This window comes from Nitrosomonas sp. PY1 (genome assembly GCF_022836435.1).
Taxonomy (GTDB): domain Bacteria; phylum Pseudomonadota; class Gammaproteobacteria; order Burkholderiales; family Nitrosomonadaceae; genus Nitrosomonas.
Genome location: NZ_BQXC01000001.1, coordinates 1,820,722 through 1,840,943, shown reverse-complemented (window position 1 = coordinate 1,840,943; position 20,222 = coordinate 1,820,722). Strand labels below are relative to the sequence as shown.

Genomic DNA, 20,222 nt, shown 5'->3' with positions numbered 1-20,222 from the left:
GTTGCGAGAAGGCATTGGTGTTGCTGAACTGCTGTCGATTTAGTACCAATTGATGAGAGAGGGTTTGTATCATACGTTAGTGTATGAAAGGATGTAAATTTCGTGATGATGGAGTCACTATGATTTCAGGAGCTGGTGGTTTATAACCCAATGAGCTATGAGGTCTGATAGTGTTGTACTCACGAATCCATTGATCTACGATAGCCTGAGCTTCCCGCACCCCATAGAAGATTTCACCATTAAGTAAATTATCACGTAGCGTTCCGTCGAAGCTTTCACAGTAACCGTTCTCCCAAGGACTGCCAGGCGTGATATAAGCTGTTTTGACGCCGATGTCTGCCAGCCATTTGCGCAATCGAGTGGCCACAAACTCTGGTCCATTATCACTGCGAATGTATTCTGGAATGCCATGAACTATCATTGCATTGGCCAATTGGGCGATCACTTCATCAGCGCCAATGCGCCTGGCGCAATGAATATCCAGACAGGTTCGACTGAATTCGTCGATCATGGTGAGCATACGAATCTTGCGACCGTATGCGTCTCGGATCAAAACAAAATCATAGCTCCAAACATGATTACGATATTCCGGTCGCAGCCGAAGGCAACTACCATCATTGAACCAAAGACGACCTCGAGGTTTCTGTTAGTCAGGCACCTTCAGACCTTCTAGAGAGCATAAAAAAGTGGGGTGTATTTTTTTCAAATCAAGCCGAGATTTTCAAAATTGCTACAGGTTTTTCTGCATTTTTCTTGATCTTTAACCCCGGATACCATCGTTCAAAATGACGATGTAAATCGTTATTCAGAACCGCCGTTCTCGTTTGTAACAGATAATGGGCGCCTTTATGTGTCCATTGCATTTGCTGCTTCTTAACCATTCGTTTGGCGACGACTTCGTTAATCGTCGACTCCACAAAACTGGTCGAAATTGCTTTGCCATAGCGCCACTTCTCGCCGTAATTTGGAATCAAATGTTGGTTATTTCGAATATAAATGTCCAATTCGTCCAAGTGCTTTAGAAATTTCTTTCGGTTTGTATAACGAATTGTTTCATCACCGCTAACCACTATACAATCCTCGATTCGGTCTAGCGCTCTTTCAACATTGCCATGCCAAAGGTACCATTTGGTGCTTTCTAAGGCTTTGGTGATTTCCGCCTCTGCATCGGGATCCGTATGCACCATCCCTTTGGCAAATTGATTGAGCACCGTGAGTTTCATCGTTACATGGAACCAATCTAGAATATGCTCAGATTCCGGGTACATATAGTATTGTAAATCTCTAATATTGTCGGCACCGTCCGATAAAAAGGTAATCTGTTGATTGGCCTGCATGCCTTGTTCTGCCAATATGTTCATTAAGCGTCGCTGTGGCTTATCATCTATTTTCTGGACAAAACCGAATTGTTTAGATGGCTGGGTCGTCGAAAACGATTTTCCAGCGATAACCTCAAAGTGGGTATTTTTCTCATGCCAATTACAAACATAACCCCCATCAATGCCAACAGTCATCGGCTTATCTGGCTTCGGCAATTTCCCCCAATCTCTCGGACATCCCGATAAATGATCCGGCTTTCCTTCGAGCTCTGCCTCCTGGCGTTTGGCTACTTTGTGAAGATGATTTCGCACGGTAACGGGATTCAATGACTGATTCACCGGTAATACATCGTGTAGTAGATGTGCGGTTGAACCATAAGACATTAATGAGGCCCATTTCGTTTCGATATACAGTAACTCCGGACTGGTATGCTCGAGTAACCATTCGGATAACAGACTGAATGATTCCGTCGATGAGTTGGCGCAGGCACAGTGATAAAGGCGCACGTTTGGTATGGAAATGATTCCAAACAATGTTCTAAATTGGAAAGTGTGGTAGCTTTTGATCGTACGTTTCTTGTGGCAGCCCGGGCAATCTTGATGAGAAGCAGAGTAGCGTTCGGCTTGATTGAGAACCATCGTTTTCTGCAATGCTTGTAGTAATTGCTTTGATTCCAAAAGCGATAAACCCAAGGTACTTCCTGATTCACACCTCTTATCGAGATGAATAATGTCCTCGATCGTCATGTCGCCAGATGCCTCTTCAATGACCACTTGTATTTTAAAATGCATCATCGGCCTCCGTCAAATAAGTAGCAATACTATCTTGGATCATATTATGCTCTTTCAGAGCGACAGGGTCGCTAAACGATGATTGATCTTTTTGCGATTAAACCACACCGCATCCAGCGCTTCTATTTGGTCGCGAATATCGCCCACCTTGGTGGATTCATCCGAATTAATGATCACTTTAATGAGATCCATCACTCGTTCAACTTCATCGTATCGAGCGGCACCAGGCATGCCATTGCCCTTCACACAAAATGGGAACGTAGGCGAAGTCACTCTCGCTTCTATCGCTTCAACCCGGATGTCATGATGTTGTGGTTCAATAAAACCGGCTACCTTGTTAAGAGAGTTATACTATTAACTAGCGAGGTGAAGGATGAAAGGATCAGGAAAGCGAAGACTCTATCCAGAGGAATTCAAAAAGGAAGCTGTATCACTGGTTACTGAGCGCGGTTACACTATTGTGCAAGCAGCCCAAGTAGTTGATACGAGTGAGAAGAATCTGCAGCGGTGGGTCAAGCAACAAGTGCAAGGAATAAGCGATGAACGTGCAGAACTAAATCGTCTCAGGCGAGAAGTAAAAACGCTGCGCATGGAGAAAGAAATTCTAAAAAAGGCCAGTGCCTTCTTTGCGCAAGAAATGAAGTGAAATATGGTTTCATTCAAGTGCGGAAAAATCATTATCCAGTGATTATGCTTTGTAGATTGATGGGGGTGAGTAGCAGCGCTTACTATGATTGGCGAAAAAAGGGTGCAAAACTTATAGATAGCCAAATCTGGAATCTGTGTCAGAGAATAAAGATGCACTTTATTCAATCCAGAGAAAGCATGGGTAGCCGACGCATGATGAAGCAATTACGCAAAGAAGGCTTTAAAGTAGGTCGATATCGAGTACGTTTTCTCATGAAGAAACTGGGATTGATTGTTAAACGTAAGCGCCGATTTGTGTTAACCACAGACAGCAAACATTCTTACCCGATAGCACCTAATATACTGGATCGACAGTTTAATCCAGCACAACCCAATCAGGTATGGACGACTGACATTACCTACATCTGGACATTGCAGGGCTGGCTATATCTGGCGGTAGTCATTGATTTGTACTCACGTCGTGTGACCGGCTGGAGCCTGGATAAGCAAATGAAGCAATCATTGGTGATTCGGGCATTATTGATGGCAATCAATCTACGTAATCCTCCTCACGGATTGATTCATCATTCCGATCGCGGAAGCCAGTATGCTAGTCATGCCTATCAACAACTGCTTAAACAGCATGGTATGGTGTGCTCAATGAGTCGAAAGGGAAACTGTTGGGATAATTCTCCTGCTGAACGTTTCTTCAGTAGCTTGAAACGTGAATGGCTGACTGGTAATGTTTTTCAAACCAGAGAATCTGCCATTGCTGATATCCATGCTTATATTGGTTACTATAACGCTCAACGTATTCATACAACGATTGATGATATGACACCCATAGAATTTGAAAAAGGACTTAATAAAGTGTCCGGATTTATTTGACCACAACATGAATCTAGGATTCGAAAAAATTATATTCGTAAACAAACCGATCGCCCACATCAAAACCAAAATCGTCAATAAATACCGAATGAGCATCATCAGAAAAAGACGGTCCTCCTACATAGGCGATACCATAATCTTTCCCATAAATGTGGAAACGGTGCAAATGCTCACTGTCCCAGTTAAAAACGATTTGAATCACATGGTGAAAATCAGCTAATGAGGTATGACCGGGAATCCGAAGACGACGCCAGATCATTGGACTCACGCCGCGAAGAGCGATCTTGATGACATACATTTTCATTCGAGACAATACTCAACTTGGTTAAGCTTTGAGTATCACCCGGATTTTAGGCACACGAAAGGTTAAATAGAAATACACCCCACTTTTTTATGCTCTCACAGAACCGGCTATTATTGCCCAACCCCTCGAAAAGGTAAAATTAGCCCAATAGGAGACAAAAACCCTACAGAATTTATTTATTCTTGAAAGTTCACAGAATAGCATCATCTGCTGGAATCAGTCCTATCTTACTCATCAGCTTAAAAAAGCACTCAATGAAAAATGTCAATTCTGATTATACAATCTGACTTTAATTATTCGGGTCAATATTTGGAAATGTTTATCGAAAGAGAATATCTCGCAATGATTTTCTTTCGCATTTTGTGCAATTATGAGATCTGGAATGCCTATTCCATTTGATCCGGATTCCAAACACTGCCATTGCGATTCGATAATCTCATTCCAATCAATTTGTAATGGCAGTCGTTTTACTTCGTTCAGCAATTCTATAACTCTCAGTTGACGTTTCAGTTTTAAGAAAGGAATTAATTCAGCTAGAATCAATTCGTTGATAACGATTATGTTCTCATCAATGAGATGACTCAATTCAGCTGATTGATGGCCCCCGCGAAAATAATCAATCCAGACGGAAGAGTCCACTAGAACTGCCATTACCGACGGTTCCGGATATTATCGAGATCGATATCCAGTTCTATTTTTCCCTTAAATTGTTTGAGCTCGATAACCTTTGTCTTGCGAATTAACTCTTCTAACGCCAACATAATCACCGCTGTTTTAGTATTAGTATTAGTTATACGCATTGCCTCGTTCAACAGATGCTCGGGTAAATCCAGAGTAGTTCTCATAATACTCCCTTCTATAAGGCATACAATCATAGATAATTATGCATAATAAATCAAGAATTCCTAGAATATCGGAAAGTACAAAAAAATGGGGTGTCTCCAGGTTGTTAGCAGCGCAAGAAAAAAATCGCTTCACCGGAGTATTCAGAGGTAATCCCATATTTTAATGGTAGTCGAACTTTTAGGATGATCTCACAAGACCATGAGAAGTTATAGGTTCAAACAACGGCTTCCAGGCCGCGCTTTTGTACGAGATGCAGCAATTTAAGCGCAGTGCCTGTTGGCCGCTTCTGTCCAATTTCCCATTTTTGTACTGTCGAAACACTTGTGTTTAGTATGGCAGCAAACACCGCTTGACTTACACGTGTAGTCTCGCGAATCTGTTTTATCTGCTCTGGTTTTAGTGGTTCAATAGGTTGCAAGCACAATTGATCGAATTCGCGCATCGTAACTTGATCAAGCACGCCAGCTTTGCGTAATCCTTTGGCTGTGTCATGAACCGCTTCGAGAATGATTGATCTAGTCTTCCGCATTGCAATTAACCTCTATTAATTCTCCCATATTTATTGCTTGATCGAGATCCTGAGCTGTTAGTGATAATAGGTGAGTCGCCAACAGTTTTAGCGCAATTTCTTCATCTTTGTCGATGTTGCTGCGTTCGTTCTTAGGGAAACCAAATAAGAATACCCAACGATCCCCCTTGTTGGTAGCAACCAATGTACGAAAACCACTTCTCTTTCCTTGTCCTGATCGTGCGATTCTTTTCTTCAATAATCCATTGCCGAGGTCAGCATCGTACAGTCCACCAGCCATCTCGCGTACAGGACTGAGCGAGGGTACTCCTTGTTTATTTGCCCAACGGGCAAACCATCGTGTTTTGTATACTGTCATCCAACATCTTTCATGGTTTAATCATATCACTTAGTGATATATATTCCAAACTAATACTTCAAAGTTGTGTGACATTATTAGGGCTTTATGAAACTATTGATTATTTATTCTTGGTAGGCAATTTTTGCTCTGATCCGAAAGTTCCGCCTCTACAATTATTTCGCGCCGTTTGGAATATTTAAATCATAATTCTTTCCACTTCATCGAGCGTCATTTCATCGCGCCGCCGATCATATAGTTGTGTTGTTCTTGTACTGGAATGATTGGCCATGATTGCCGCTTTTTCTAATGTGCCGCCATTTTTCAGGTACGCAGTAATGCCGGTAGCTCTAAAGCTATGATTACCAACTTTGGTGGCTATGCCAGAGTTATTGATGTGCCGTTGTATCATGGCATGTGCATTGGCCTGTACTAAAGGAGAGGAAGTTAATTGTCCAGTTCCGCGGCCAACGGTACGGAATAAAAAACCCTTAGGATCATCCCGCAGATTGGTTTCATTAATATAGGTGCTTAAATATTCTTCCAGATTATGGTGACAGGGCATTTCATGTCGTTTTCCACCTTTTTCGTGCAAGCGCACCCAGAGTCTTCTGTTTTGCGTATAAACATCGTCTACTTTCATCGCCAAAGCAGCGCCAATCCTTGCAAAAGAATAAACCATCAATGCTATGAGTGCACGGTCTCTTAATCCGGAAGGTTTGCTGATATCGATACTGTTCAATAATTGCCGGGTATCTTCACTATCCAGAATGGGAGTTTTCCCGGTTTTTACTCGATGCGAGGGACCTCTGACAGAAGATGCCGGATTGGATGCTACAATCTGGCCGACTACCAGCCAATCAAACAAATGACGTATAGCCGCAAGATGTTGCTTAACACTCGGAGCTGACAATCGTCTGGTTTGCAGCTCAATCCACGCGGCAACATGTAATGGCTCGATATCGATCAATGCGGCAACCTGGGCTTCGGTTTGGCACCAACTCATAAAATCCAGAACTGCACGCACATAAGCACGTCGAGTGTGAGGATTTCGGATATTGGATGCAAAAAATTCCAAGAAACGAAGTCTGGCTCGTTCACCGGATGCAGTGACCAGTGTCGGACAGGAAATTTTTGTCAGAGAAGTGAGATTCGACATTTTTTAATCGGGTAAAAAAGCAATTTGAATGCTTGAATTTTACTATTGTTTCTATATGTGATAAAGGACATTATCACATATAGAAACATCATTATTCTAATTGATAGAGTGTAATGTTTGAGTACATTATAGTATGATAATAATGTATTCATTTTGACGTGATAATTCTATGGCACATCGAACGACCATTACTTTAGATGATGAGAGCTATGCATTTCTCAATAATATTGCCGGTGACGATCGCAGTGCATATATTAATGAGCTTCTAAAGCAGGAACGCAAAAATCATCTCAGGCAAGCTTTGCTAAGAGCAAACCAAGAGGAAGCCGAAGATTCTGACTATCAGCAAGAATTGAAGGAATGGGAAAAAACTCTGTCCGATGGTCTTTCAAATGATTGAGTTTAAGCAGCTTGATATTTACTGGGTTGATTTGGAACCCACCAAAGGTGCTGAAACGCAAAAACTCCGACCATGCGTGATCATTCAAAGTGATCTGGTGAATATCCAATCAAAAACTCTGATTGTGGCGCCTTTACTTCTAAATCATAAGCCTTGGCCATTTGCAGTGAACTTGATACCGAGTAATCATAATGGCCTAGATAAAGACCGACATATCAATCTCAAACAACTGCGTGCGGTTGATATTTCCCGGATCGGTAAAAAACAAGGAACGCTAGAAAGCGAGTATCTACCATCGATCAAAGAAACTTTATTCATTATTTTTGATTTATAAAAATTCTTTCACTTAAAGTATGACAAAACCCGAGACTATCGATTCTTATCAATTTCCATTTAGATTAAGCTCTAATCTTAAAGAATTTAAAATAAATGAAAATTTACTTATAAGAAATATGGATGATAATGATAGGGAAAGAATATTTGGAATTACTAACACAACCTTTGGGGAAAATGGTTTATTGACTGAATATAACAGCAAGCAACTTTCTTCTTATGAAGACGGCGTTTTATTTATGAATAAACACCATCTTAAATCCAGCAATTATATTCTTATCACTTCCGAATCAAATTCAGCTGAGGAATTTAATCTTGCATTAAAACTTTTGGAATTATCAAGTACTTCTTTGTATATTGGATACGGAGATCCAATTCCATGTCGAATAATCATGAAAAATTGTTTTTATGATTTAAATCTTCCAGCACTTACTGTCGCACAAGCGGAGGTAGACAAAGTAACTAAACTTGTTGCGCAAATTAATGCTAATAAAACTAGAAAATTTAATCTCATATCTGAAATTTATATTAATGCAATGTCAGACAAAATTCGTTCTGAAAGTAGATTCTTAGAATTATCAATAATCTTAGAGATCTTGTTACTTCCTGGAGTAAGTAGCGAATTAAGCTATCGCTTTAGCCTGAGACTAGCAAAATTTATTAATAAACATTATTCTATTCCCACCAATGAAGTATTTAAAGAAGGGAAAAAGATTTATGCTATTAGATCAAGTATTGTTCATTCTGGTGACAATAAAGATAAAGATGTTGTGTCAATGACAAAACTTTTACATGAATATGTACACAAACTTCTTTGGAAATATTTAGAAGACGAAGATCTTTTTTCTGAAGAAAGTTTGGAGAAATTATGTTTAGAATAATTGGGGCTGTAGTAGCTTAGTTGTTAAGCTGATCAAATGAAGATAAGTCATTGTAGATTATAAAGGAAAGTACAGTTAGGTTACTGGAATTTTTTGTACTGGAAGTTACAGCAAGATCAGATTGAGAATTTTTGGAATCAGGCCAAACGTGTTTTAAGAAAATGCAATGGAATTCCCAAAGAGTCATTTCCATCTTTTCTTAAAGAATGTGAATTTAGATTCAACTATGGAACACCTAAACATCAACTAAAAATATTGAAAAATTGGACTCAAATTTAAACTGATCTACTACAGCCCCTAAAAATGAGAAAGCCTAAAATTTATTCATCTTTGTTATCAAGGTGCCTGCCAAAGAAAAAACCTACAATAAGCTCTATAATTCCTGAATAAAGAGCAGAAAAAGTTTTACGATGCTCTGTGTAAGGCTCAGGAGGGTACCCACCTAAAACTGGAGTTAATGCTACAACAGCAGTAACTCCCAAAAACACCGTAACAATTAGGATACTTAAAATGGCCTGAAGCGTATTAATTTTCATTACTTATAAATTACCTCTAGGATCACGTCTTTTTTTCACTTCAGAATTTACTGCTGAAATAATTTTATTTTTTAAATTCTCGTACGAAAGCCTCCCTAATTCCGGATTGGCAAGTTTCCATGAATAATTATCATTGGGACGCTCTCTTACTATAGTTGCTATTTTATAATTTAATGACTGATCAGGACTTTTCAAAGATTTATTAATGGTAATTTTGTGACTTACTTGACATTCATACTCTTTCGTCCACCACAGAACCCCAGCTTTTCGCCCTTTAATAGATTTCCAGTCTGTAGTGATTGTGTCATGATATATTGAAGATACAGTCCATTTGTTTACACTATCCTCAATGGAATAAATATTCTGTTCCTGTAAATCTTGGGTTGAATTACTTTGTTGTAATGTTTCCAGGATAATTCCCGTAAGCTCTTTTGCTGTTAGCGTTATTTCCTGTTGAACATTAGACAAAAATTCGTATTGAATTGCGATTCCTGAAGAAGGTGTAATACCTAAACCAAGACCATACCAACCCTCATATGCTATTTTATTGTTTAATTTTTCATTATTACTTGTGATGGCACAACCATTCATTAGAATAATTAAAAAAATACCTATTCATTCAAATTTTAAATATCTTAAAAACATATCATTGAAATGCTAACAATAGCGGCACATATCGATTATTTTAAGTAAATCTATCAAACTCGCAAATAAAGGGATATTGTTGCCATAATACTCCTAATCAAGTTTTATCATCTCATGTCTAAATTTATTTTTACTTTCTCCAATGATGCGTTAAATCCCATAAAGGTACGTAATTACCAATAGATTTATTGCTAATTTTTTGTAATTAAATAAATATTTCGTTTTCTTCAATTTCTAAATTAAGGTACAACAAACACTCAAAATCTTGGGAGGTAGGAGATCATTATTTTTAACTACAATTCATGGTGTTAGTGATTATTTTATTACTTATTACGTACCTTTATGGGATTTAACCCAAAGTATTGCCCAGGTAAGCGTGGGTTGTATTCGAATAATTTGCTGTTGCATCAGGGTCTTCGTCAGCCAGGCTTTGTGTATATGGCAAGGAATAAATCCTGCGTCTTTTTCTCGTTACATAGTCTTACGATCTTCCCATTCAGCAATCAATCCATTGGCAATCAGTGCAATTCCTGCGATGAAGGAAGACAACCAAAAATCCAAATGAAAAAAATAGTTACTCATTGCACCAGTCAAAAGTGATATAACCAACCAAATAAGAATATGAATAATCTTTCTCATCACTGACACTCACAATCAGAGCTGGCCGCACCAACTGTTCCACCTACGGAAAAATTTGCCCCCACAGCGTTAACAGCGCGATTAGTTCGCCCTGCCGCTGCCTGAATAGCCTCATCGGAACCATATTTCTGCATTAAGTCCCTATAACTCTTAATTCTATAGCCTAACCCTGCCAATGGCCCTCTCATGGTTCTTTTTAATCCATTTCGGAAAGCCATAGCAGCTGCACCATCTGCCGCTGTAACCGCGCCAAGCTTAGCAATACTCGCGTACGCCATCCGCCCAGCACCAAGGGCAAGAGATACCCATTGTCCTACCGAATATTCCGATGAACATCTATTAATTCCGCCATCTACACCAAGTGCACTCCTTGCTAGAGGCCCTAGACCCAGCGATGCTGCGTCTGCAACACCCGTAGTAAAATCGGCAAAACTCTGAGGAAGAGAATCTTTTCCAGGAATCCACCAAAGGCCGTATGGATCAATGTATATAAGCGGATTCCCGCCGACGTAGGCATAAATATTCATTCCCCCCGCCAACCCAATCGGATCAGGTGTCAGGTACCTTCCGGTTTCCGGTTCATAGTATCGGAAGTAGTTGTAATGGAGACTAGTTTCTTTGTCAAAGTACTGCCCTGGGAAGCGTGGGTTGTATTCGAACAGTTGTGCGTTGCCGTCGGGGTCTTCGTCAGTCAGGTTGGCGCCGAATGCGTGCACGTTGTCCCAACGCCAGACGGCGGTGTTCGCGGTGTTGACGATCACTCTCGGAGTGTTGAGGTGATCGGCATGAACATAGTGAACCTGGATTGCGCTGGTAGCGGTGGGTTTCTTGATCACGGCGACTGGAATGTCCTCCAGCCACACGGTTTCCTGTCTAACCAGCCAGTCATTGGTCGGCGTGGTAGTAGCCGCATTGTCCGTGTATTCGCCGATCAGTTGTCCTGCTTCGTCATAGTAGAAGATCTGCTTGGGATTAACCGGACCGTTCTTACTGATACGTTGATCGAGCGCGTTATATTTGTACGTGTGCGTCTTGGCGCTCTTGACCGTGGTTGCGAGTTTTCCGGCGGCATTCCAGGTAAAGGTCGTCAAACCATCGCTCAGCGGATTGCCTGCGGCATCAAAGGTGTAGGTTTTGGTCATTGGCCCTGACACCGTTTGCAGGCGATTGCTGTTGGCGGCGGTCGTATATACGTAGGTTGCGCTGCCCGCTTCATATTGCGTGCGATTGCTATTGGCGTCATAGCTCCAGATTTTAAAGCTGGTGTTGTCCGATTGATTCGTCAACCGATCGTTCACATCGTAGTCGAAGCTGCGGTTGTAGATCGGGTTGGTGTCCGTGGTTTGTGTGATGCGGCTGGCCAGATCATAGGTGAGCGTGCGCGTATCGCCGCCAACCGGGTGGGTTTTAAGCCGTCCATCGGTGTCGAAAGTACGTGTATACGCTTGACCATTGCCCCACACCCAGCTTTTGGGTTCGCCAAACGGTTGGTACGCGATGTTACTCAAGAGCAGATTGCCATTGATGCGTAATTCATTTGCGCGACCATCGGCACCATAGGTGGTGGTGATTTGCGTGCCGGACGGATACGTCATCTGGCTCTGGCGACCAAAGCTGTCGTACTGATAGCTGAGCGTTTGCGTGTAATTGATCGTGCCGATCTTGGCGATCTGCGTCTTAGTGAGCAGGTTGCCATGTATGTCGTAGCCAAAGCTGGTTGAACCGGATTCGTCCGTCATGCCGGTCAGTCGTCCAATACCATTGGCGCCGGTATCGTAACTCCAAACGAGTTGGGTAGCCCCTGGCACGCCGGTAACCGTGGTATGCGTGCGTTTGGTCGGGCGATTGAGCGCATCCCAGGTATAGGTATGTTTGACGCCACGGGCATCGGTGATGGTTTTGACATTGCCGGCAGCATCAAAAGTGTAGGTCGTGGTGCCCCGGTCTTGCGATATTTCCTGCGTCACATCGCCAAAACCGTTGTACGCGTAGGTGGTGTTGATGTTCCTGGGATCGGATACCTGCGTGATTTGATCCAGTGCATTCAGTGTTTGTTGCGTTATGCCATTGGCCGGATCGGTCGATTGCTTTAGGCGGTTGCGCGTGTCGAATTGAAAGTGCGTCGCATGCGAAAGTGGATCGGCAATCTGCTTCAGGTTACCTTGCGCGTCGTACTGGTATTGCGTGGTTTGGGTTTGTGCGCCGATGGTTTTCCAAAGGCGATTGAGCGCGTCATATTCGCGTTGCTGGGTTCTTGCAAGATTATTACCGGCGTCGAACAATTCTTCCCGGGTGCGGTTACCCATGGCATCTAACGTGTAGTGGATGCGATTGCCGAGGTTATCGGCAATATCGGTCAAACGATGCGCGCCGTCGTAGGTGTAGCTCAAAAAGCTGTTATCCGGCAGGGTGATTTTCTTGAGCTGCCCGGCATTATCGTATTGGTAGCCGGTGATTTGCGTACCTGCCGTGCGGCTCAACAGCCGTTGGCGCACGTCGTAAGCGAGCGTTGTGGTCAGTCCATTGGGATCGATGATTTCTTCCGGTTGGCCGTGTGCATTGTAGCGGGTGATTTGCGTCACGTGACCCAATGCATTGGCAATGCTCGAGACTTGCCCGCGGCAACCGAGGTGTCCGCCATTACAACTCGCATCGGGTGCATGATAATTGTAGGTTGTGATATCGGAGACGTCAGTACGCGGGCCGTTTTCGGTTTTTTGCAGGATCACGCCAGGAATGCTCGCGTGGTAGGTGTAGCTGGTCGTCCAAGTGCGCGTGGCGTTGGTGGCCGTGTCCTTGCGTTGATACTGCGTGACATTGCCGTGGCTGTCATAGCTGATGGTCGTTTCCCGTCCGGCTTCGGTAACTTTGATCGGTAGACGAAAGCTCGCGTGCCAGTTCGTCAATACCTTGCGCTCCTGGCCTCCAGATGCGGGATTGTAGTTGACCAAGTCGGTTGGGCAGTTGACTCCGCTACCCAAACCTTCGATGCGGGCGGTTTCTAAGTTTCGCGTCAGATCGTAGCCATAGCAGGTTTTATTGCCATTGAAATCCGCGCGGCTCGCAACATTGCCGTTTGTATCGTAAGTGATTGCGCTTGAAGCAGCGCTGCATCCCGATCCTGCCGGTTGCGATTGGCCGGTGCTTTTGGCAACCCCCAGGATGGTTTGAAAGTAGTGTGTGTATTGACTATTCAGCGGATCGGTCACCATCGTGTTGCTGCCATCGGTACTATAACCCAGCACATAGCGTTCCACGACGCCTGCGTGTTCGGTCACCACTGCTCGGCCTTGGGTATCGTAGGTATAGGTCGCAAAACGCACGCCGTTTTCGTCGGTGATGCCGGTCAGTGCATTCGGTAGATTGGCGTTGCTGGTGTAAACCGATTCGTTGTAATGGTAGATACGGATTTTACCGTCCGGATAAGTCACGCTGGTGAGGTTGCCATTGGTATCATAGGCGTATTGATAGACGCCATTGCCTGGATCGGTCATCGTTTTGATGCGGCTGGAACCGTCGTAAGTAAAACTCAAGGCACGGCCCACGTCGTCTGTCACCGTAATCAAGCGACCGTTAGCGTCATAGCTCAACGTTTGCGTGCGGTCGTTGCGATCAACAATCGATAACAACCTACCAGACGTATCGTAGGTTTCAATCTCGTCATCCGATGTCGTCAATTGCCAGCTGGTTCCACCTGCTATTTGAGTCAGCGTATCACCGCCTGCTTGTTGATTCACCCATACAGAATTGACTAACTTGAAATAAGCTGTTTTTCCATCGGGGCGGCTAGCCGTAATCGTTTGTGAGTTAATAAATAAACTGCGCTGAAAAGCATGATTCCAGGATGAATCTACTGAAGATCCACCAGATAAACTGGTTGAGTTGTAATAACGTGAGAAGCTTAGTCCACCGGAACTTGCAATATCGGTTTCTTCAGCATACTTGTTACCCGTGGCTGTGTTGATCGGGTTTCCTGCGCATGATCCAAATTGTGGTTGCCCAGCGTTTGCTCCTTTGTCTGGAATATGATCGGGAATCGTGCAGATCATGTCGCTTGTATTCGTGCCAGAAACTAAATCTCCCACATAGCACACGGGATAAACCCAAGCTGCAGCATTAATATCTGTAATTATATTTTGAGATATATAATTTACCCTAGCATTACATCTATAAGCAAAAGCTGGACCAGAAGAAATCGGATAACCATTTTGGTCTGCATAAGTTACAGTTATACTCAAAATATCCACATATTCTGGACCAGGCACAGGAAAAAATGGCGTTCCTCTATGTGAGTTTATTTCGTCCTTACAGGCAGATACGGGTAAATTAGCGTAATGATATGGCGACCCAGGTGAAACTGCCAACGGCCCGCGCTCAAACCCATAGACATTCGTATTGCTGAGAGAAATCAGGAAAAGAAAGGGAAAAGCTATCAGTAGTTGCTTCAGCTTGGCGAAAATGAAATTTCCTTCCATGATCCTCCCCTTTAGATAGCCGCTCATTCTAAACAAATCGGGAATTAAATCAATAAGCTATTTGTCCCTAAAGATTAGTTCTGTTTAAAATAGCTAATAATTGTTTACAAATTTAGCTGAGTCTATCTTTCTTTATTCTTGCGTACAGTTATTAACAGAACTGGCTCGAATTGTTTAAAGCGCTACAATCAGCATAAAAGATTGCGATCCTAATCGTATCCCAGAATTCCATGACCTTTGACTCATCATAACCCTAACTTTTTGCCCAAAATGGCAAGCTTTTCCATTCATTAGGGAAGCCCATTGAAGCTGTGGATGCGTGTACGGATGATTCCTCCAGAAGTGTTATTAATTTACCTCGCCATTGCGATGCCGGACTAACTATACTTAATAAAAAATTGAGCATTACAAGGGTATTGTATAATTTTCCATGTACATCCTTGCTTTCATTTAAAGCGCTAGCCAAATTTTTCGGGTTTTTTGGCAGTTTCATTTTAACTGTCATCTTTCTATCCCAGATACGCCCATGATGGGCACAATGATTGCGAGCAATAGTTAGGTGATGCAGAAATGATGCTAATCTCTTTTCATCCATTTGTGAGAGCATAAAAAAGTGGGGTGTATTTCTATTTAACCTTTCGTGCGCCTAAAATCCGGGTGATACTCAAAGTTTAACCAAGTTGAGTATTGTCTCGAATGAAAATGTATGTCATCAAGATCGCTCTTCGCGGCGTGAGTCCAATGATCTGGCGTCGTCTTCGGATTCCCGGTCATACCTCATTAGCTGATTTTCACCATGTGATTCAAATCGTTTTTAACTGGGACAGTGAGCATTTGCACCGTTTCCACATTTATGGGAAAGATTATGGTATCGCCTATGTAGGAGGACCGTCTTTTTCTGATGATGCTCATTCGGTATTTATTGACGATTTTGGTTTTGATGTGGGCGATCGGTTTGTTTACGAATATAATTTTTTCGAATCCTGGATTCATGACATCCGGGTTGAAGCGATAGAAGCGAGAGTGACTTCGCCTACGTTCCCATTTTGTGTGAAGGGCAATGGCATGCCTGGTGCCGCTCGATACGATGAAGTTGAACGAGTGATGGATCTCATTAAAGTGATCATTAATTCGGATGAATCCACCAAGGTGGGCGATATTCGCGACCAAATAGAAGCGCTGGATGCGGTGTGGTTTAATCGCAAAAAGATCAATCATCGTTTAGCGACCCTGTCGCTCTGAAAGAGCATAATATGATCCAAGATAGTATTGCTACTTATTTGACGGAGGCCGATGATGCATTTTAAAATACAAGTGGTCATTGAAGAGGCATCTGGCGACATGACGATCGAGGACATTATTCATCTCGATAAGAGGTGTGAATCAGGAAGTACCTTGGGTTTATCGCTTTTGGAATCAAAGCAATTACTACAAGCATTGCAGAAAACGATGGTTCTCAATCAAGCCGAACGCTACTCTGCTTCTCATCAAGATTGCCCGGGCTGCCACAAGAAACGTACGATCAAAAGCTACCACACTTTCCAATTTAGAACATTGTTTGGAATCATTTCCATACCAAACGTGCGCCTTTATCACTGTGCCTGCGCCAACTCATCGACGGAATCATTCAGTCTGTTATCCGAATGGTTACTCGAGCATACCAGTCCGGAGTTACTGTATATCGAAACGAAATGGGCCTCATTAATGTCTTATGGTTCAACCGCACATCTACTACACGATGTATTACCGGTGAATCAGTCATTGAATCCCGTTACCGTGCGAAATCATCTTCACAAAGTAGCCAAACGCCAGGAGGCAGAGCTCGAAGGAAAGCCGGATCATTTATCGGGATGTCCGAGAGATTGGGGGAAATTGCCGAAGCCAGATAAGCCGATGACTGTTGGCATTGATGGGGGTTATGTTTGTAATTGGCATGAGAAAAATACCCACTTTGAGGTTATCGCTGGAAAATCGTTTTCGACGACCCAGCCATCTAAACAATTCGGTTTTGTCCAGAAAATAGATGATAAGCCACAGCGACGCTTAATGAACATATTGGCAGAACAAGGCATGCAGGCCAATCAACAGATTACCTTTTTATCGGACGGTGCCGACAATATTAGAGATTTACAATACTATATGTACCCGGAATCTGAGCATATTCTAGATTGGTTCCATGTAACGATGAAACTCACGGTGCTCAATCAATTTGCCAAAGGGATGGTGCATACGGATCCCGATGCAGAGGCGGAAATCACCAAAGCCTTAGAAAGCACCAAATGGTACCTTTGGCATGGCAATGTTGAAAGAGCGCTAGACCGAATCGAGGATTGTATAGTGGTTAGCGGTGATGAAACAATTCGTTATACAAACCGAAAGAAATTTCTAAAGCACTTGGACGAATTGGACATTTATATTCGAAATAACCAACATTTGATTCCAAATTACGGCGAGAAGTGGCGCTATGGCAAAGCAATTTCGACCAGTTTTGTGGAGTCGACGATTAACGAAGTCGTCGCCAAACGAATGGTTAAGAAGCAGCAAATGCAATGGACACATAAAGGCGCCCATTATCTGTTACAAACGAGAACGGCAGTTCTGAATAACGATTTACATCGTCATTTTGAACGATGGTATCCGGGGTTAAAGATCAAGAAAAATGCAGAAAAACCTGCAGCAATTTTGAAAATCGCGGCTTGATTTGAAAAAAATACACCCCACTTTTTTATGCTCTTCTTTTTGACATTATACGTAACCTCATGAAGTGAAGATACGCAATAAATATTTAGGCTCTAGACTAGCAGAGATTAATAAAATCTGATGAGCTGCCATAGTTCACTAGCAAGTTCACCCGTTTGCTTTTTCCATCGCCATTCAGATTCTTTTAAATGCAGCTCAAAGTTAACTGATACGCCGTTAAACTTTGCCAGTCGTCGCTTGGTAAAGCTCCAGAACGATTCGATACCGTTAATGTGGCAGTGGCCATCCCGGGCAAATTCATTGTTACCATGCGATACTCGAAAATGCTTGGAATAACCTACATCTACCAAACCATTATAACCACGCCAGCCGTCACTATAAATGACACTTTCAATAGATACTTTACCCAGTATTACCGCTTGCAAAGTCAAGCGCTTACAATCCGGTACTATCTCGGTGTATACCCTGCCGTCTCTCTCAAAAACACCAAATACGGGTTGTTTTAATGTGCCGCGACCGCGTTTGAGTTTGCCATGATAACCACGGTGACGTTTCGCACCAAAATAGCTTTCATCAACTTCCACTCTACCTAACAACTTGTCTTTTAGCGCTGTCTGATGGCCATATATTGCTTGCCTGAATATGTCATACCAACGATTAATCGTGTTACGATTTTTGCCCAACAGCAGTGCCAGCTTTGCTGGCAGGTATATCAATGCAAAAGCATTGAATTATTTTTTTAACTAATAGTCACTTAATTTACTATTTCTTAACATCTTTCTAGACTAACATATCACTTCTACTAGTCTAGAGCCATATTTATTGTGCTGTCTAAAAAAATAGGTAAAAACTAGAATATTTATTGCGTAATCTTGAGTGTTATTAAAAGATCCGCAGTGATCATAGTGTGATGGTTTTTAAATTTCAGGGTCATTAATTATTGATTAAATGATTTTTTTATTTTCCTATATTTCAAATAATCACGTTTTATTTTTGTTTCTGAAATTCTAGTAGTTTCTTTTTTATAATATTCCGCAGTTTTTTCTATAGCTTCCTCTAAGGTGTTGCCTTTACTAACCCAATAGACTACATGGTTGGCAATCGTCCTACCTAACGCTCTATCAACAGAAGAGTGTTCTGGCCTGCCTTTTCTTTCTTTATTAAGATAAAAGGCTTTATCCATTGACTTTGTTTCACAACGAAATCTTTCTAGCGAGTTTCGCAGCCCTCTTAACATAGCCATTGGTGGCGGTTTGTTGGCATCCACAAAATCCGAAAACGCAACGATAAAACAAGCTAATTCAAAATGATCGCCATTATTTAAAGCGCAAGCTGTCAATACTTCTGCGGCATTATTGATGATTGTATCTTCTAGTTGATGACCTAAAGCGAGTTTAGCAAAAACAATATTTGCATCCCAAAATGCTGCATCTCGCTCATCATGCTCATCTTTAGTTTCGTATTCTTTTTCAATCATTACTTAATATTAACCACCTTCGCCCCTGTCGCTAACTCATCCAAGTAATCCGCCCACCAATCCATCATTTCCCGTCGCTTAGGCAGGTGCTCGGCATAGTTATAAGCTGCTACGACAGAGCATTACGCTCAGCGTGTGCTAACTGTCGTTCAATTGCCTCATGCGGCCATCCATGCTCATGTAGGAGAGTGCTTGCCATTGACCGGAAGCCGTGACCTGTCATTTCTTCTTTTTCATAGCCTAAACGTCTTAGTGCGGCATTGATGGTATTTTCTGACATAGGACGCGATCCGCTTCTGATACTCGGGAAAACATATTGCCCGTCGCCTGTCAGTAACTTGACGGTTTGAAGGATTTCAATTGCCTGTGGTGATAGTGGCACGATATGTTGCTCACGCATTTTCATTTTATGCGCTGCGATTCGCCATTCCTTACGATCAAAATCGATCTCTGACCATTCGGCATGTCTAAGCTCGCCAGGGCGAACGAAAAGGAGCGGGGCAAAGCTAAGCGAACTTCGTAACGAAAGAGCCTGTATAGCCTTTTATGGCGCGAACGAGTGCACCAATGGCTTTTGGATCGATGATACTGGCATAGTGTTTGGTTTTAATCGGTGTCAGCGCACCTTTTAAGTCTGCACTAGGATCGCGTTCAGCGCGTCCGGTCGCTACCGCATAGCGAAATACCATGCCTGCATACATTCTGCATCTGTGAGCTTTCTCATGAAAGCCTCGACTTTCTATCTTGCGCAGTGCCGCCAGCAAGTCTGGTGCGGTAATATCGTTGATCGGGCGATTGCCTAACCAAGGGAATATGTCTTTTTCCAGAAAACGATAAATGGTCGTAGCCGTTGATTCCGTCCAGATATGCCGATTCTTTGCATACCATTCCAATGCTATGGCTTGAAAGGTGCTTTCCGCCGCGGTACGTGCCGCTCGCTTGTTGAGTGCTTTGGTTACCGAAGGATCGATATCCTTGGCTAATAATACCTTAGCTTCATCACGCTTCTTTCTGGCGTCGACAAGTGATACTGCTGGGTAAACACCTACCGCCAAGGTTTTCTGCTTACCAGCAAAACGATAGTTCAATCGCCAGTATTTGCCTGTGGTATTAATCAAAAGATACAGGCCACCGCCATCGCTGACCTTGTAAGGCTTGTCCTTAGGCTTGGCTTGCCGAATCAGTACATCCGTGATCATTTGTTGGTATCAAAATTGATGGTATCAAATCTACCAACAAAAGTACCATTAAAACTATGGTATGTACAGATACTTTGTGATACAGTCTGAAGCTATCATTTCCTCTTAAAGCCAGTTAATTCAAGGAATTTGATGC

Annotated in this window: 21 protein-coding genes and 4 pseudogenes; 7 read left to right on the top strand and 18 right to left on the bottom strand. The window is 42.6% G+C overall.

The genetic code is table 11. The annotated features are described in order from the left end of the window. Positions 1-76: 76 nt before the first annotated feature. From W03_RS08535 to W03_RS08525, 3 genes and pseudogenes are all read right to left on the bottom strand, one after another. Positions 77-670: pseudogene (locus W03_RS08535) on the bottom strand (integrase core domain-containing protein); the annotation flags it as partial. Positions 671-707: 37 nt separating this feature from the next. Then, positions 708-2,111, bottom strand: a complete 1,404-nt coding sequence (locus W03_RS08530) for an ISKra4 family transposase (RefSeq protein WP_244073723.1) — start codon at positions 2,109-2,111, stop codon at positions 708-710. Between the two features lie 54 nt (positions 2,112-2,165). Then, positions 2,166-2,384, bottom strand: coding sequence for a hypothetical protein (locus W03_RS08525; RefSeq protein WP_244072560.1), 219 nt, complete (start codon positions 2,382-2,384; stop codon positions 2,166-2,168). A 100-nt stretch (positions 2,385-2,484) separates the two neighbouring features. On the opposite strand from W03_RS08525, the pseudogene W03_RS08520 reads away from it, so the two are divergent. Beyond that, positions 2,485-3,626, top strand: a pseudogene (locus tag W03_RS08520) (IS3 family transposase). Positions 3,627-3,639: 13 nt separating this feature from the next. On the opposite strand, the gene W03_RS08515 reads toward W03_RS08520, so the two are convergent. The 6 genes from W03_RS08515 to W03_RS08490 form a co-directional block, all read right to left on the bottom strand. Next, positions 3,640-3,930 (bottom strand): plasmid pRiA4b ORF-3 family protein, encoded by a 291-nt coding sequence (locus W03_RS08515; protein ID WP_244072559.1) that lies wholly within the window; start codon positions 3,928-3,930, stop codon positions 3,640-3,642. 264 nt (positions 3,931-4,194) lie between these two features. Continuing rightward, a complete protein-coding gene (locus tag W03_RS08510; RefSeq protein ID WP_244072558.1) occupies positions 4,195-4,581 on the bottom strand; it encodes a PIN domain-containing protein in 387 nt (128 codons plus the stop codon). Beyond that, the gene (locus tag W03_RS08505; protein WP_244072557.1) at positions 4,581-4,775 is read right to left on the bottom strand and encodes a type II toxin-antitoxin system VapB family antitoxin; all 195 of its coding nucleotides are present in this window, start codon (positions 4,773-4,775) and stop codon (positions 4,581-4,583) included. Before W03_RS08505 ends, W03_RS08510 begins: the two co-directional genes overlap by 1 nt. 215 nt (positions 4,776-4,990) lie before the next feature. Further along, positions 4,991-5,305, bottom strand: a complete 315-nt coding sequence (locus W03_RS08500; protein ID WP_244072556.1) for a DNA-binding transcriptional regulator — start codon at positions 5,303-5,305, stop codon at positions 4,991-4,993. Beyond that, entirely contained in the window at positions 5,292-5,663 is a 372-nt protein-coding gene (locus W03_RS08495; protein ID WP_244072555.1) for a type II toxin-antitoxin system RelE/ParE family toxin, read from the bottom strand. Before W03_RS08495 ends, W03_RS08500 begins: the two co-directional genes overlap by 14 nt. 178 nt (positions 5,664-5,841) lie before the next feature. Next, complete coding sequence (locus W03_RS08490; RefSeq protein ID WP_244072554.1) at positions 5,842-6,801, bottom strand: tyrosine-type recombinase/integrase; 960 nt, start codon at positions 6,799-6,801, stop codon at positions 5,842-5,844. Between the two features lie 169 nt (positions 6,802-6,970). On the opposite strand from W03_RS08490, the gene W03_RS08485 reads away from it, so the two are divergent. From W03_RS08485 to W03_RS08470, 4 genes and pseudogenes are all read left to right on the top strand, one after another. Next, complete coding sequence (locus W03_RS08485) at positions 6,971-7,201, top strand: CopG family transcriptional regulator (protein WP_244072553.1); 231 nt, start codon at positions 6,971-6,973, stop codon at positions 7,199-7,201. Beyond that, a complete protein-coding gene (locus W03_RS08480; protein ID WP_244072552.1) occupies positions 7,194-7,535 on the top strand; it encodes a type II toxin-antitoxin system PemK/MazF family toxin in 342 nt (113 codons plus the stop codon). The genes W03_RS08485 and W03_RS08480 overlap by 8 nt, the downstream gene beginning before the upstream one ends. A gap of 19 nt (positions 7,536-7,554) precedes the next feature. Further along, positions 7,555-8,415, top strand: a complete 861-nt coding sequence (locus tag W03_RS08475) for a HEPN domain-containing protein (protein ID WP_244072551.1) — start codon at positions 7,555-7,557, stop codon at positions 8,413-8,415. A 120-nt stretch (positions 8,416-8,535) separates the two neighbouring features. Next, positions 8,536-8,694: pseudogene (locus tag W03_RS08470) on the top strand (IS1595 family transposase); the annotation flags it as partial. Positions 8,695-8,735: 41 nt separating this feature from the next. Here W03_RS08470 and W03_RS08465 read toward each other — a convergent pair. From W03_RS08465 to W03_RS08445, 5 genes are all read right to left on the bottom strand, one after another. Then, positions 8,736-8,951: a hypothetical protein gene (locus W03_RS08465; protein WP_244072550.1), complete on the bottom strand. Its 216-nt coding sequence runs from the start codon at positions 8,949-8,951 to the stop codon at positions 8,736-8,738. 3 nt (positions 8,952-8,954) lie between these two features. Next, complete coding sequence (locus tag W03_RS08460) at positions 8,955-9,542, bottom strand: hypothetical protein (RefSeq protein ID WP_244072549.1); 588 nt, start codon at positions 9,540-9,542, stop codon at positions 8,955-8,957. 525 nt (positions 9,543-10,067) lie between these two features. Then, the gene (locus tag W03_RS08455) at positions 10,068-10,235 is read right to left on the bottom strand and encodes a hypothetical protein (RefSeq protein WP_244072548.1); all 168 of its coding nucleotides are present in this window, start codon (positions 10,233-10,235) and stop codon (positions 10,068-10,070) included. Next, positions 10,235-14,710: an RHS repeat-associated core domain-containing protein gene (locus W03_RS08450; protein ID WP_244072547.1), complete on the bottom strand. Its 4,476-nt coding sequence runs from the start codon at positions 14,708-14,710 to the stop codon at positions 10,235-10,237. The genes W03_RS08455 and W03_RS08450 overlap by 1 nt, the downstream gene beginning before the upstream one ends. A 253-nt stretch (positions 14,711-14,963) precedes the next feature. Next, entirely contained in the window at positions 14,964-15,317 is a 354-nt protein-coding gene (locus W03_RS08445) for a hypothetical protein (protein WP_244072546.1), read from the bottom strand. A gap of 89 nt (positions 15,318-15,406) precedes the next feature. Here W03_RS08445 and W03_RS08440 point away from each other — a divergent pair, with 89 nt between their 5' ends. Both W03_RS08440 and W03_RS08435 read left to right on the top strand, forming a co-directional pair. Next, entirely contained in the window at positions 15,407-15,952 is a 546-nt protein-coding gene (locus W03_RS08440) for a plasmid pRiA4b ORF-3 family protein (RefSeq protein ID WP_244072545.1), read from the top strand. 54 nt (positions 15,953-16,006) lie between these two features. Then, a complete protein-coding gene (locus W03_RS08435; RefSeq protein ID WP_244073722.1) occupies positions 16,007-17,410 on the top strand; it encodes an ISKra4 family transposase in 1,404 nt (467 codons plus the stop codon). Between the two features lie 107 nt (positions 17,411-17,517). On the opposite strand, the pseudogene W03_RS08430 reads toward W03_RS08435, so the two are convergent. From W03_RS08430 to W03_RS13470, 4 genes and pseudogenes are all read right to left on the bottom strand, one after another. Next, a pseudogene (locus tag W03_RS08430) lies at positions 17,518-18,186 on the bottom strand (IS1595 family transposase). A 161-nt stretch (positions 18,187-18,347) separates the two neighbouring features. After that, the gene (locus W03_RS08425) at positions 18,348-18,887 is read right to left on the bottom strand and encodes a hypothetical protein (RefSeq protein ID WP_244072544.1); all 540 of its coding nucleotides are present in this window, start codon (positions 18,885-18,887) and stop codon (positions 18,348-18,350) included. A 109-nt stretch (positions 18,888-18,996) separates the two neighbouring features. Next, positions 18,997-19,425, bottom strand: coding sequence for a tyrosine-type recombinase/integrase (locus W03_RS13475; RefSeq protein WP_375792732.1), 429 nt, complete (start codon positions 19,423-19,425; stop codon positions 18,997-18,999). After that, positions 19,394-20,086 carry an integrase arm-type DNA-binding domain-containing protein gene (locus W03_RS13470; protein WP_309296092.1) on the bottom strand — a complete coding sequence of 231 codons (693 nt, stop codon included), beginning with the start codon at positions 20,084-20,086 and terminating at the stop codon, positions 19,394-19,396. Before W03_RS13470 ends, W03_RS13475 begins: the two co-directional genes overlap by 32 nt. Positions 20,087-20,222: the final 136 nt, after the last annotated feature.

Excerpts from the sequence above, each read along its gene's own strand:
- W03_RS08480 (WP_244072552.1), top strand. The coding sequence starts at position 7,194 with ATGATTGAGTTTAAGCAGCTTGATATTTACTGGGTTGATTTGGAACCC.
- W03_RS13470 (WP_309296092.1), bottom strand. The coding sequence starts at position 20,086 with ATGATCACGGATGTACTGATTCGGCAAGCCAAGCCTAAGGACAAGCCT.
- W03_RS08515 (WP_244072559.1), bottom strand. The coding sequence starts at position 3,930 with ATGAAAATGTATGTCATCAAGATCGCTCTTCGCGGCGTGAGTCCAATG.
- W03_RS08510 (WP_244072558.1), bottom strand. The coding sequence starts at position 4,581 with ATGGCAGTTCTAGTGGACTCTTCCGTCTGGATTGATTATTTTCGCGGG.
- W03_RS08455 (WP_244072548.1), bottom strand. The coding sequence starts at position 10,235 with ATGAGAAAGATTATTCATATTCTTATTTGGTTGGTTATATCACTTTTG.
- W03_RS08460 (WP_244072549.1), bottom strand. The coding sequence starts at position 9,542 with ATGAATGGTTGTGCCATCACAAGTAATAATGAAAAATTAAACAATAAA.
- W03_RS08475 (WP_244072551.1), top strand. The coding sequence starts at position 7,555 with ATGACAAAACCCGAGACTATCGATTCTTATCAATTTCCATTTAGATTA.
- W03_RS08435 (WP_244073722.1), top strand. The coding sequence starts at position 16,007 with ATGCATTTTAAAATACAAGTGGTCATTGAAGAGGCATCTGGCGACATG.
- W03_RS08450 (WP_244072547.1), bottom strand. The coding sequence starts at position 14,710 with ATGGAAGGAAATTTCATTTTCGCCAAGCTGAAGCAACTACTGATAGCT.
- W03_RS08505 (WP_244072557.1), bottom strand. The coding sequence starts at position 4,775 with ATGAGAACTACTCTGGATTTACCCGAGCATCTGTTGAACGAGGCAATG.
- W03_RS08485 (WP_244072553.1), top strand. The coding sequence starts at position 6,971 with ATGGCACATCGAACGACCATTACTTTAGATGATGAGAGCTATGCATTT.
- W03_RS08530 (WP_244073723.1), bottom strand. The coding sequence starts at position 2,111 with ATGCATTTTAAAATACAAGTGGTCATTGAAGAGGCATCTGGCGACATG.
- W03_RS08490 (WP_244072554.1), bottom strand. The coding sequence starts at position 6,801 with ATGTCGAATCTCACTTCTCTGACAAAAATTTCCTGTCCGACACTGGTC.
- W03_RS08445 (WP_244072546.1), bottom strand. The coding sequence starts at position 15,317 with ATGCTCTCACAAATGGATGAAAAGAGATTAGCATCATTTCTGCATCAC.
- W03_RS08495 (WP_244072555.1), bottom strand. The coding sequence starts at position 5,663 with ATGACAGTATACAAAACACGATGGTTTGCCCGTTGGGCAAATAAACAA.
- W03_RS08425 (WP_244072544.1), bottom strand. The coding sequence starts at position 18,887 with ATGATTGAAAAAGAATACGAAACTAAAGATGAGCATGATGAGCGAGAT.
- W03_RS08440 (WP_244072545.1), top strand. The coding sequence starts at position 15,407 with ATGAAAATGTATGTCATCAAGATCGCTCTTCGCGGCGTGAGTCCAATG.
- W03_RS08500 (WP_244072556.1), bottom strand. The coding sequence starts at position 5,305 with ATGCGGAAGACTAGATCAATCATTCTCGAAGCGGTTCATGACACAGCC.
- W03_RS08465 (WP_244072550.1), bottom strand. The coding sequence starts at position 8,951 with ATGAAAATTAATACGCTTCAGGCCATTTTAAGTATCCTAATTGTTACG.